This window comes from Proteus mirabilis HI4320 (genome assembly GCF_000069965.1).
GTDB classification, from domain to species: domain Bacteria; phylum Pseudomonadota; class Gammaproteobacteria; order Enterobacterales; family Enterobacteriaceae; genus Proteus; species Proteus mirabilis.
Genome location: NC_010554.1, coordinates 756,441 through 769,092, shown reverse-complemented (window position 1 = coordinate 769,092; position 12,652 = coordinate 756,441). Strand labels below are relative to the sequence as shown.

The window sequence follows — 12,652 nt, the reverse complement described above, 5'->3', positions numbered from 1 at the left end:
ATATTGTTTTCCATACCTCAAATAAAGATATTTTTAATAACGACTATTGCAGTTAATTATGACAATATAAAATTGTTACTCATTCTAATGGTCATTTAGAAGTTTCTAAGATTATCCTTAAGCATTCTTTAGTTTAATAGTATTGATTAATTACAAAATAAAAAGATATGATATGAATTATAAAAAGTTATATTTATAAACAATTAATTATTTTTAAGGCAGAGAAAAAAATGGAACAAGATAATAGTTCATCGCTTACGGAGCCAGAAGAGGTGTTTACGCCAGTTCCTCTACAAAGAGGTGCTTCAGGGGCAACCGAGTGGTTAGGTATTGGCTGGGATTTAGTTAAAGAGCGCTTTTTTATGTGGGTAGGCGCTGTAATTATTTACTTTCTTGTTAACTTAATTATCTCATCTATCCTTGGATTTATCCCACTTATTGGGCCGATTATCTCCCCGTTTATTTCAGCTGTATTAGTTGCCGGGCTTATGATGATAGCCCATCAGCAATATGAGACTGGTCAGCTAAATCTGGATAATTTATTTTCTGGTTTCCAGAACAAACGCTACCTTAGCATCATGGGTGCTTATGGTATTAGTGTGCTTATTATCTTAGCAGGCTTTATTTTAGCACTATTAATCAGTGGTTCATTATTGATGGAAGTTGCTCAAGCCGCTCTTAATGATGCACCAACCTACTATATTCAAGGCTTATTGGCTGATAACCTGACACCAATTACGTTTTCTTCTATCATTATTATCATTTTTAGCTTAATCAGTACTGCCTCTTATTGGTTTGCCCCTGCCTTAATTTTAGTAAATGACTATAAAGCTATCCCTGCCGTTAAAGCCAGTTTTATGGCGGTTAAAAACAACTTATTTGGTGGCTTTCTATTCTTTGTGCTGTTAAGCATCATTATTGGCTTGAGTATTATCCCATTTGGATTAGGCTTATTTATCACTATTCCACTCTCTTTTACTGCAATGTATGGATCATATCGCCATATTTTCTATCAGAAAAATATGGGTAATATGACTAATAACCATACTGATAACAATGACAATAATGGTGATGGTGGGAATAAAGTTTCTTTAAATAAAACCGCAGAATCGAATATCGGTAAATTAGTCAGTTAAATATTTTATAATTTTGGATAACCCAAAAACAGCCACCTAATTAATGGATGGCTGTTTTTTTATTAATATAACTTAGCTGGCAAATGGATTTTTATTATCATAAGATTGATTAAATAATACATCAGAATTTAAGTAATGATAAATTTCGTCAACTATTTCTATCCCCTCTTTTTCGCTTCGCTGCGCTGCAAGCTGACTATTTTCCCCAGGATATAATACCTGTTCAAAACCGACTGCAGGCTTAATACTCTTTAACTCAGCCATTACTTGAGAAATGTGTTTTTTAAATAAATCAGCATCAGTGAAAAAGGCTGGATTAATCACAATGTGGAGCTGACCTAATTCACGACCTTGTGTCAAATCATGATACATAGAGCTAACATGTTTACCAAAGGGTAATCCTAATAAAATACCGGACAATACATCGACCATCATCATCAAGCCATAGCCTTTTGGCCCCGCAATAGGTAATAAACCTTTTACTGCAAAGGGATCACAGGTTGGTTTGCCCGCTTCATCTACCGCCCATGTGTCAGGAATGTCACTATGTTTAGCCCGCGCATCGAGAATTTTACCCCATGCCTGCACCGTCGTCGCCATATCAAAGGTAATAGGTTTATCATCTGCACTCGGGGCTGAAAAAGCGATAGGATTAGTGCCATAATAAACTTCAGATCCACCAAATGGCACTACCATAGGATCCGATTGGCAAAGTGAAATACCAATCATTCCAGATGCAGAGGCTTGTTCTACAAAGTAGGATAACGCCCCACTATGACCAATACGTCTAACCCCAACAACAGCAATGCCTTTCTCTTGTGCCATATTAATCGCGTGCTCCATGGCCTGCTTAGCAGCAACATGTCCAGCACCATTATCACCATCAAAAATCGCACTACAAGGTCCTGTCTCTTGATAAGTAAACTTAGGATGCGTATTTGTTCCTCCCTTACTAATGCGCTCAGCATAATATTCCACACGTACAGCACCATGGGAATGAATTCCTTTCACATCAGCATGAACTAATACATCGGCAACAATGTCTGCATGGTTTTCATTCAGTCCTGCATTATGTAACTTATTTTTGATTAATTGGTGTAACTGCTGTTTAGAAATTATCATACAATAGGCTCTTTAGTAGGGTTCTAAATAAATAGAAACGTCATAAGATAATTGAAATTAACTTGAGCGATAATTTTAATGTAGCAGTATAGAGATGATCTGCTGTGATCAGTTTAACCAATAGCGAATTGCATTATATTTTTATTTAATCTCACTTATTTTAGTAAGAATTTTTTAATAATCATCTGTTTTTTCTGCACCTGATAACTGTTATTAAATAATATTAAGAGCAATAAAACGCTCTTTTATTAAAAAAATCATCAGTAAAAAACTACCTGCTATTATTTATTAATAATGTCACCCTTCATCTGTATTAAAGAGAAAAAATGATATGTTTCTTTTGATCATTTAAGTCCATTTAGGTAGTCTGTAATAACAATTATTATTTGTGGAATAAAGAATGATAAATAAAGAAATGTTAAAGAACCTAAAGTATTTTGAAAAAACACCATTGATTCATCATATTAATTATTCCCTAACTGAAGATGCTAAAAAAAATATACTAAACGGCTGGTTACCTGCATGTATGGAAGATAAATGGCTTTCATATAGTATAGAAAACTGTGTCTATGTTCATCGCAGTTGGAGTGGCCATTTAATGTATAAATTCACTATTGATAATAACACCATTGATTTTATAGAAATTGCAATGGACGATTTTGTTGATATGACAAATGAAAGAAAAATAGAAGTATTCTTCTCTTTGTTGCCTTACTTATCTCAACCTCATTGAAGTATTAGATACTGAAGCTAGTATATAGCCAGAATATAAAACATTAATAAAATTATACTCAGGTTAAAAGGTTAATAGAAATTACCACCACTAGTCTTTTGATGCTCTTTATACCATTAAAAAACCCCCTGTTTAATAGGGGGTTTTAATATTATAACCACTGAGTAATTAGGTTTTTATTAACCAATATACTCAAGGCCATTCATATAAGGACGTAAAACTTCTGGAATTTCAATACGACCATCAGCGGTTTGATAGTTTTCCATAATGGCGACTAAAGTACGCCCTACAGCTAAACCTGAACCATTTAAAGTGTGCACAAGTTGAGTTTTCTTGTCACCTTTAGCACGGAAACGTGCTTGCATACGGCGTGCTTGGAAATCCCAGCAGTTAGAGCATGAAGAAATTTCACGGTAGGTATTTTGTGCCGGTACCCACACTTCTAAGTCATAGGTTTTACGTGCACCAAAGCCCATATCACCTGTACAAAGTACCACTTTACGGTAAGGCAGATTGAGCAATTGCAACACTTTCTCTGCATGGCCAGTTAGCTCTTCTAATGCATCCATTGATTTTTCAGGATGTACAATTTGTACTAACTCTACTTTATCAAATTGGTGCATACGGATCAGACCACGTGTATCACGGCCATAAGAGCCCGCTTCTGAGCGGAAACATGGCGTATGTGCAGTCATTCGCAATGGTAGTTCGTCTTCTTCGAGAATAACGTCTCTAACCATATTGGTAACAGGTACTTCTGCTGTTGGGATCAGCGCATATTGGCTTTCAGACTCTTCTTCAAGTGGTTTGGTATGGAATAAATCACCACTGAATTTAGGTAACTGTCCTGTGCCATATAAAGTGGCATGGTTAACTAAATAAGGCACATACATTTCTTGATAGCCATGTTGTTCTGTATGCAAGTTCAGCATGAACTGGGCGATCGCGCGATGTAAACGTGCAATTTGACCTTTCATCACAACAAAACGTGAACCGGTGATTTTCACGGCAGATGGGAAATCTAAACCATCTGTAAGTTCACCTAGAGTAACGTGATCTTTTAATTCAAAGTCATAAGTCTTTGGTTCACCCCAACGAAATACTTCAACGTTCTCGCTGTCATCTTTACCATTAGGCACAGAGTCATGAGGCAGATTCGGTAAAGTTAACGCATAGTCACGAATGTCGGCTTGCAGTTTATCTAATTCCGCTTTTGCCGCTTCAAGTTTTTCACCTAATTGGTTAACTTCCTGACGAAGTGGCTCAATATCTTCACCACGCGCTTTAGCAGCACCAATAGACTTCGATCGGGAATTACGTTCTGCTTGCAGGGATTCTGTTTCAACCTGTAACACCTTACGGCGTTCTTCTTGTTGACGAATTTTTTCCACATCGAGGGTAAACCCCCTGCGAGCCAGTTTTTCGGCGACCGCGTCTAGCTCATTACGCAGTAGATTTGGATCGAGCATGCTTATCCTGTGCTTATTGATAGATTAATAAAAACCTTATCTCCTATCATTCTCTTGTTTACCTATCGCGAAGATACCTGAGATAAGGGGTAGTTAAAAAAATTACTAATGATTGAATAACCTTACCGCATCTTTACAATTTGCGATAGCGTTTTGTCACACTATTTTGATCTTGCTGAGAAAGCCAGTCTAATTTCTCAGCAAGCTTGATCTCTAACCCTCGATTAACAGGGTGATAATAACGCGTTTGTGCCATTTCAGCAGGAAAATAGACCTCTCCTGCCGCATAAGCATTAGGTTCATCATGAGCATAGCGATACTCTGCACCTAAGCCCATCTCTTTCATTAATTGCGTTGGCGCGTTACGTAAATGTGCAGGTACATCATAATCAGGTTTACTTTTCGCATCTGCCAGTGCGGCTTTATAAGCGGTATACACAGCATTACTTTTCGGCGCACAAGCAAGATAAACAATCGCTTGTGCTATCGCACGTTCACCTTCTGCAGGGCCTACCCGCGTAAAGCAATCCCATGCAGCGATGGCAACTTGCATAGCACGAGGATCTGCATTACCGACATCTTCTGAAGCAATAGCCAGTAAGCGACGAGCAACATACAGTGGATCTCCCCCCGCAGTGATGATACGAGCATACCAATAAAGTGCTGCATCAGGTGCCGAGCCACGTACTGATTTATGCAAAGCAGAGATAAGATCGTAAAATCGATCACCTTTATTATCAAAACGGGCGCTACGTTCACCACTAATTTCTTTTAATAATTCCGCTGTTAGTGTTCGTTTGCCTTGGCTATCGACTTCTGCCATATCAGCCATCATTTCAAGCAGGTTGAGTGAACGGCGCGCATCGCCATTGACTAATTCAGCAATCATTTTGCGTGTATTATCAGGTAAAATAATATTACGCCCACCTAATCCACGTTCAGTATCATCTAATGCTTGCTGTAATACCTGTTCAATGTCTGTTTCTGTCAATGAGCGTAGCAGGTAAACTCGTGCACGTGATAGCAGTGCCGAATTTAATTCAAAAGAAGGGTTTTCCGTTGTTGCACCAATAAAGGTGATAGTGCCATCTTCAATATGTGGCAAAAAAGCGTCTTGTTGGCTTTTATTAAAACGATGAACTTCATCAACAAATAGGATGGTTCTACGCCCCGCATTTCTATTTTGGTGCGCTATGTCAATGGCGGCCCTGATCTCTTTGATCCCTGACGTCACCGCAGAAAGTCTTTCTATATCCGCTTGGGCATAGCGCCCGATAATTTCAGCTAATGTGGTTTTTCCTGTACCCGGAGGTCCCCATAAGATCATTGAATGCAATTGGCCTGCTTTTATCGCCCGTGGTAGCGGTTTACCTTCAGCGAGTAGATGCTTCTGCCCAATATACTGTTCTAATGTTTCAGGCCGCATTCTCGCGGCCAGAGGTTGAAATTCATTTTGTGAAAAGTCGAGTGATAAATTACTCAAAATAGCCTCACTAGCGTTGGTCATCCACCGTCACACCCGCGGGTGGTGTAAAGCGGAACGCTGATGCATCAATGGGGGCGACCTTTTGTGCCGTTAATTGGTATTGGCTGACTTGCCCATCTTGCTCTGTAGCCGCAAATTGTTGGATTTGACCATTAGGTGAAACGGTAATAGAAAAGTGCTTTAAATTGTTCTCTGTTTTAGGGGTTAATTCAAAGCGATCACCATTTTGCTTAACATCGTAATTTTGCCATTCTTTACTATCATTACGCGCAATCAACATAAAAGGGGTATTCGTTGTGGCACTCTCTAACCAAGTTGCCGTCACTTGTTCGACAAATGGGTTATAAAACCACAATGTTTTACCATCAGAAATTAGTGTGCTCTCATCCGGTGCCGTCATTTGCCAATTAAACAGATCAGGACGCTGTACTTTTAAATGTCCTTCCCCTTTTTGAATTAACGCACCTTCGTTACTGGTCACCGTTTGACTAAAGTTAGCCTGAAAGCTATTCACTTTATTAAGACGTTGTTGTAAGTCTTGACGAGCATCCGCCCAAGCGGCTTGGCTACCAAACAACGCGATAGCACAGACTGTGAGTAATACTTTTTTCATTCAACACGCCTCTGACTGAGATTACGCCGACATCATGTCGGCGTATAAGTTATAGTGATATTTATTAGATTATCATGCTGATTTAAGCGCTGATAACTCTGTTTTCAAGATATTACATTTCTGCTGGCGGTGGTGATAATACATCACGCGTATTATTGTGATTAGGTGCACTGACAATACCCTGCATCTCCATCTGCTCAACAATTCTAGCTGCACGGTTATAGCCTATTCTAAATTGACGCTGTACACCGGAAATGGAGACTCGCTGTTTTTCAACCACAAATTCTACGGCCTGATCAAATAGCGGATCAAGCTCTTCACCATCATCATAACCACCACCATTGCCACCTTCGCCTTCTTCACCACATTTGGTAATGGCTTCAATATATTGAGGTCGGCCACGTGCTTTCCAGTCTGTTGCAACCGCATGTACTTCATCATCGCTGACAAATGCACCATGTACACGCTCTGGCATATAGCCATTAGGGGCATAAAGCATATCACCCATACCTAACAAGGATTCGGCACCACCTTGGTCTAAAATAGTGCGCGAGTCGATTTTACTCGATACGGTAAATGCGATGCGACTTGGAATATTCGCTTTAATTAAACCAGTAATAATATCCACTGAAGGGCGCTGAGTGGCTAATACTAAGTGAATTCCCGCCGCACGTGCTTTCTGTGCTAAGCGAGCAATTAATTCTTCCACTTTTTTACCCGCGGTCATCATTAGATCAGCAAACTCATCGACGATGACCACAATATAAGGCTCTTTTTCTAACATAGGCAACTCAGGTGCCATGCTGTCAGAAGGTTTCCATAGTGGATCTGGAATTGGACGCCCCATGGCTTCCGCTTCTTTAATTTTTTCGTTATAGCCCGCAAGGTTACGTACCCCTAATGCGGACATTAATTTATAACGGCGTTCCATTTCTGCGACACTCCAGCGCAAAGCACTCGCAGCATCTTTCATATCTGTGACCACTTCGGTTAACAGATGCGGAATACCTTCATAAACCGATAATTCCAACATTTTCGGGTCAATCATAATAAAGCGTACATCTTCTGGCTTCGCTTTATAGAGAATGCTGATGATCATCGCATTCACCCCAACAGATTTACCCGAACCTGTAGTACCAGCAACCAGTAAGTGAGGCATTTTAGCCAAGTTAGCAACCACAGGTTGCCCACCGATATCTTTCCCTAATACCACAGTTAATGGTGAACGACTGTCACGGAATGCATCACTATCTAATAGTTCACGCATATAGACGGTTTGGCGTTTTTTGTTTGGTAACTCAAGCCCAACATAAGGTTTGCCCGGTATAACTTCAACAATACGCACTGCCGTCGTGGAAAGTGAACGTGCTAAGTCGCGGGATAGATTTGAAATACGTGCAGCTTTTACACCAGGCGCTAGCTCTAGCTCAAAACGGGTGATCACCGGGCCCGGTGAAATACCAACCACTTTTGCTTTAACACGGTAGTCATTTAAACGCGCTTCAATTAACTTACCAATACGCTCAAGCTCAAACATATCAACAGGTTCATCATCCATAGGAGGAGAGGTTAATAAGTCAAGTGATGGCATTGGTGTTGTCGGTTTTTGTAACGGCCTATCATTGCGCATTAATAACGGATGAATTAATGACTGTTGCTGTTGCTGTTGCTGTTGCTGTTGCTGTTGCTGTTGCTGTTGCTGTGCAAAATGTTGAGCCATCTGTGCTTGAGGCTCAATAGGTGTTTGCCCTACAGAAGATACAGAAGATACTGGCTCTGCAGGGGTTACCATCGGCGTAAAAACAGGCTCTGCAGGCTCTTCATCTAACAAATCATCCACCGGTGATAACGAGCCTAATGCATCAAGATTTTCTTGTAACTCGATAGTCGGTGTGTATTCCTCTTCTTCATCATCACGAGGTGATACTTGTAAGAATGCATCACTGTTAGGATAAAGAGTGCTGTTATCAGTCTGTTGAGTAACAGGGGTAGATTGAGACGCAAAAGAGTGCTGAATATGGGGATGATACCCTTGTGCCGAGGCTGACGTCTCGGATGCTCCAGTCGTGACTGATGGCAATACCTCGTCATCTTCATCCTGTAAAACATCCTCACCGTAACGTTCTTGCAGTTGTTGCTTAAACTGCTCAGCGAGGTGTTGTTCATACTCATCACTCTCCTCTTCTGTTTCTTGCGCAGAAAAGGTATGGGTATCAATGAAAGGTTGATTATCAGACTCGTCATACTCGTCATAGGTTGACTGCGAGCTAGATGTCGCTGATGACATCGTGATGGTTGGCTCAACATTTTGTGTTGCTGATGTATCCTCACCATAGCGCTCACGTTGTTGCTCAAGAAATTGCTGACGTAACGATTGTTCGAAATTAGCCTGCTCTTGTATATCCGCTAAATCGTCTTCATGATCTTGTTGAAGCGCTTCTTCACGGCGGCGTAATTCCGCCTCACGTTGTGATGGGATACGAATACCATAAAGCTCTCGACGCGTTGGTAATCGTACAGGATTTGGTCGAGGTAATTCAGGCCCTAATCCTTGTTTAACTTGTGCACCGTGACTGACTATTGCTGCTGTTGCCACACTGGCAACACCGGCGGCTGTTTGAGTTAATGAAGCTGAATTGCTATCTGTTGATGTAGCAGATGGCGTAAATGATGGCGTAAATAATGATGCACTATGGTCGCTATTATCCGCCGCTGTTTTTTGCGAGACAATTGGCGCTTCGTTTGTCTCAATAGGTTTGTTTTCCGTCAGTGGCATGGTTGTCGGTACTTCTTCTGTCACGACACTATTGTCTGCCATAGAATCAGAGGAATGCGCTTGTTGCTTAAGAAATGCCGATGGTATTTCAAAGCGATAGTGTTCAGGTTCAGGCTCAGTGACTGGGCTAGCGTCATGAGTAGCCATAATGGATGGCGGTGTTACTTCTGCATCATGGGTTGTGGCATGCGTCGGTTGTTGATTATCAACAATATGCTCTGCCCGCTCTTTGCTCTCGTGCGCCTCAGCGATAACTGTCTCTGTGGCTGAAATCGTTGGGGTTGCAGATCCGCTAGCAACTTCTGAAGTTTCAGTTATATCATCATGTTGTGGCGTGATCGCCATTTCTTGCTGACGCGCTAACTCAAGGGCGGAAGGTGCAGAAAAGAGAATATCATCACTATCTGGTTCTATTTGCGCAGAAAGTTGATGTTCTGGCTGGGTGTTGTTATCCACCAGCACCTCGGGATCTGCCTGAATAGGATCGGCGGGTTCTTCATAATCATCATAGTCAATATCTTTTTGACCACGATTAGTAATAAAAGCAACCGCACCTAAGATAACCGCACCAATCTTTTCGGTAATCGTCAGCCATGACCAGCCAGTAAATAGCGTAAAGCCTATCGCCCATACTGATAGTAGCGCCAGTGTTGCACCTAGCATATTAAACCAAGGTAGCAATGCCTTGCTAAATAAGCTACCAATCACCCCACCAGAGCTAAAATTGTAGATATCATCAAAATTAAGATCAGCTAACGCACAAGATGTAAGAACCAGAGCCAAGGCACCAATTGTACGTAATGCAAGGGAGAAAAAATCTGTGTATTCACGATTTTTTTGATGACGTAATGCATTCCAGCAACCAAATACCACCACAATAGGGATTGCATAAGCGAGCAAGCCAAATGCTGAAAAAAGGATATCAGCAAGCCATGCACCAATATTGCCACCTAAGTTTTGAATAGGTTCATTCCACGTGGTTTGTGACCAACTCGGATCGGCTGGATGGAAGCTCAGTAAAGAAATCATTAAAAAGATAGCACCAATGCCTATCAAAATAAGAAGGGCTTCCCAAATACGACGGCGGTTACTTATCTTAGTAAAACGAATATTTTTATCTTCTGTATATTCCTGGCTCAAAGAGGGCTCTCCAGGTTTCACTTAAGGTTTAAACGGAACAACGCTGAGATAACCCAGCGTTGAAACTGTATACATAAACAGGAGTGTACCTAACTTTATCCTGTTTTGCACTAACCTATTAGCAGGCTTAGCGTGTTTTAATCACTAGGCGATTGCTTTGTTTTACTTCTTCCATCACCACATAAGTGCGGGTGTCGTTTACACCAGGAAGACGTAATAGCGTTTCGCCTAATAATTTACGATAAGCAGACATATCAGGTACACGAGTTTTCAACAGATAGTCAAAGTCACCAGAAACTAAATGACATTCTTGGATCTCTTCAAGTTTTTGAACAGCCATATTAAATTGTTCAAAGACATCTGGTGCACCACGGTTTAATGTGATTTCCACAAATACCAACAGAGATGCATCTAGGTAATGGGGGTTTAATAGCGCAGTATAACCAGAAATAAATCCTTGGCGTTCTAATCGGCGTACACGCTCTAAACATGGGGTTGGTGATAAACCAACGCGTTTAGACAGCTCAACGTTTGAGATACGACCATCTTTCTGAAGCTCATTTAGAATATTCCGGTCTATTCTATCAAGATCTTTACCCGGACGTTTTTTATTATCAATCATCTCTATACTCTCTTTCTCTTTTTCTCTTACTTTATTTTCCTATACCCATACCTGTACACCTTCAGCATCATATTGAGACCTCGGTATCAAACGGTCAGAGCAAACTACCAATCTATTTTTATTTAATGCCAGATAAAACAATCATTTTATCCAAATTCTTATCTATTCATCTTGCAAAAGCACTATCCTATGCCCTGTCTGTCTAAAAATAATACCTATTACGTCTGAGGATAATTATCTTTTACAGTCATGTTTTCGCAAATGTACAGCGGATTGTCAAAGCAAATGAGCAAAAATCAGAACAAGGCGCTATGTTATTGTCTATATATGCAAGATAAACAGCAATTGTAAAGCAAAATGTTTCAGGTTAATTCGATGATGTTAACGCAATATAACTCTATAATTATTAAACTATATTACTATTAACTATTGCTAAAATAGTTAAAATATTATCGCTATTTCCCTTTCTTGGCTTTTTTTAACGTCTTATTTCTCCTACAATCGCTCAATTCGCATCAAGCCTAATCAAAGATGAGGTATCCATGAGCACCATCAAACATAGCAAACTTATTATTTTAGGTTCAGGTCCTGCCGGCTATACTGCAGCAGTTTATGCAGCACGAGCTAACCTAGAACCCGTGCTGATTACGGGTGTTGAAAAAGGAGGACAGCTCACTACCACAACTGAAGTTGAAAACTGGCCTGGCGACCCTGAAGGATTAACTGGTCCTGGTTTAATGGATCGCATGTTTCAGCACGCTGAAAAATTTAATACCGAGATTATCTCTGACCATATCAACAAAGTCGATCTGAAAAACCGACCTTTCCGCCTATTTGGTGATGAACAAGAATATACTTGTGATGCCTTGATCATTGCAACAGGGGCATCAGCACGTTATATCGGTTTACCTTCTGAAGAAGCATTTAAAGGCCGTGGTGTTTCTGCCTGTGCAACCTGTGATGGCTTTTTCTATCGTAACCAGAAAGTTGCTGTTGTCGGTGGTGGTAATACTGCCGTAGAAGAAGCACTGTATTTAGCAAATATCGCCTCAGAAGTGCACCTAATCCACCGCCGCGATTCATTCCGCTCTGAAAAAATCTTAATTGACCGTTTAATGGACAAAGTTAAGAATGGCAATATCATTTTGCATACCGATCGTACCTTAGATGAAGTGTTAGGTGATGATATGGGTGTCACTAAAGTGCGCTTAAAAGATACGAAAAGTGATAAAACCGAAGAGCTAGAGGTCATGGGCGTCTTTATTGCTATTGGTCATAGCCCTAACACGGCAATTTTTGAAGATCAATTAGCCTTAGATAACGGTTACATTAAAGTTCAATCCGGTACGCAAGGCAATGCTACCCAAACATCTATTGAAGGTGTTTTTGCCGCAGGTGATGTAATGGATCATATTTATCGTCAAGCCATTACCTCAGCTGGTACAGGTTGTATGGCTGCTTTAGATGCAGAACGTTACTTAGACGCACTAAAATCTAACTAAAATCCTCACTTCCTTTCAAGGCGCTATTTCAGTAGCGCCTTTTACCATGTAAC

The 12,652-nt window shown here is 40.5% G+C and carries 9 protein-coding genes; 3 read left to right on the top strand and 6 right to left on the bottom strand.

The features are described from left to right. The first annotated feature begins 230 nt into the window (after positions 1 to 230). On the top strand, positions 231 to 1,136 hold the full coding sequence (locus PMI_RS03460) for a BPSS1780 family membrane protein (protein ID WP_004244574.1): 906 nt from the start codon (positions 231 to 233) through the stop codon (positions 1,134 to 1,136). A gap of 72 nt (positions 1,137 to 1,208) precedes the next feature. Here PMI_RS03460 and allD read toward each other — a convergent pair whose 3' ends face one another. Beyond that, positions 1,209 to 2,258 carry an ureidoglycolate dehydrogenase gene (allD, locus tag PMI_RS03455; protein ID WP_012367707.1) on the bottom strand — a complete coding sequence of 350 codons (1,050 nt, stop codon included), beginning with the start codon at positions 2,256 to 2,258 and terminating at the stop codon, positions 1,209 to 1,211. Positions 2,259 to 2,658: 400 nt separating this feature from the next. On the opposite strand from allD, the gene PMI_RS03450 reads away from it, so the two are divergent. Continuing rightward, on the top strand, positions 2,659 to 2,991 hold the full coding sequence (locus tag PMI_RS03450; protein ID WP_004244572.1) for a hypothetical protein: 333 nt from the start codon (positions 2,659 to 2,661) through the stop codon (positions 2,989 to 2,991). Positions 2,992 to 3,170: 179 nt separating this feature from the next. Here the strand turns inward: PMI_RS03450 and serS are convergent, their stop codons facing one another. The 5 genes from serS to lrp form a co-directional block, all read right to left on the bottom strand. Next, on the bottom strand, positions 3,171 to 4,460 hold the full coding sequence (serS, locus tag PMI_RS03445; RefSeq protein ID WP_004244571.1) for a serine--tRNA ligase: 1,290 nt from the start codon (positions 4,458 to 4,460) through the stop codon (positions 3,171 to 3,173). Positions 4,461 to 4,593: 133 nt separating this feature from the next. Then, positions 4,594 to 5,943 carry a replication-associated recombination protein A gene (locus tag PMI_RS03440; RefSeq protein ID WP_012367706.1) on the bottom strand — a complete coding sequence of 450 codons (1,350 nt, stop codon included), beginning with the start codon at positions 5,941 to 5,943 and terminating at the stop codon, positions 4,594 to 4,596. Positions 5,944 to 5,953: 10 nt separating this feature from the next. After that, on the bottom strand, positions 5,954 to 6,559 hold the full coding sequence (lolA, locus tag PMI_RS03435; protein ID WP_004244569.1) for an outer membrane lipoprotein periplasmic chaperone LolA: 606 nt from the start codon (positions 6,557 to 6,559) through the stop codon (positions 5,954 to 5,956). 112 nt (positions 6,560 to 6,671) lie between these two features. Beyond that, the gene (locus tag PMI_RS03430; protein WP_012367705.1) at positions 6,672 to 10,475 is read right to left on the bottom strand and encodes a DNA translocase FtsK; all 3,804 of its coding nucleotides are present in this window, start codon (positions 10,473 to 10,475) and stop codon (positions 6,672 to 6,674) included. Positions 10,476 to 10,602: 127 nt separating this feature from the next. Beyond that, entirely contained in the window at positions 10,603 to 11,097 is a 495-nt protein-coding gene (gene lrp / locus PMI_RS03425) for a leucine-responsive transcriptional regulator Lrp (protein WP_004244566.1), read from the bottom strand. 542 nt (positions 11,098 to 11,639) lie between these two features. On the opposite strand from lrp, the gene trxB reads away from it, so the two are divergent. Next, on the top strand, positions 11,640 to 12,599 hold the full coding sequence (gene trxB / locus PMI_RS03420) for a thioredoxin-disulfide reductase (RefSeq protein ID WP_004247618.1): 960 nt from the start codon (positions 11,640 to 11,642) through the stop codon (positions 12,597 to 12,599). Positions 12,600 to 12,652 lie beyond the last annotated feature (53 nt).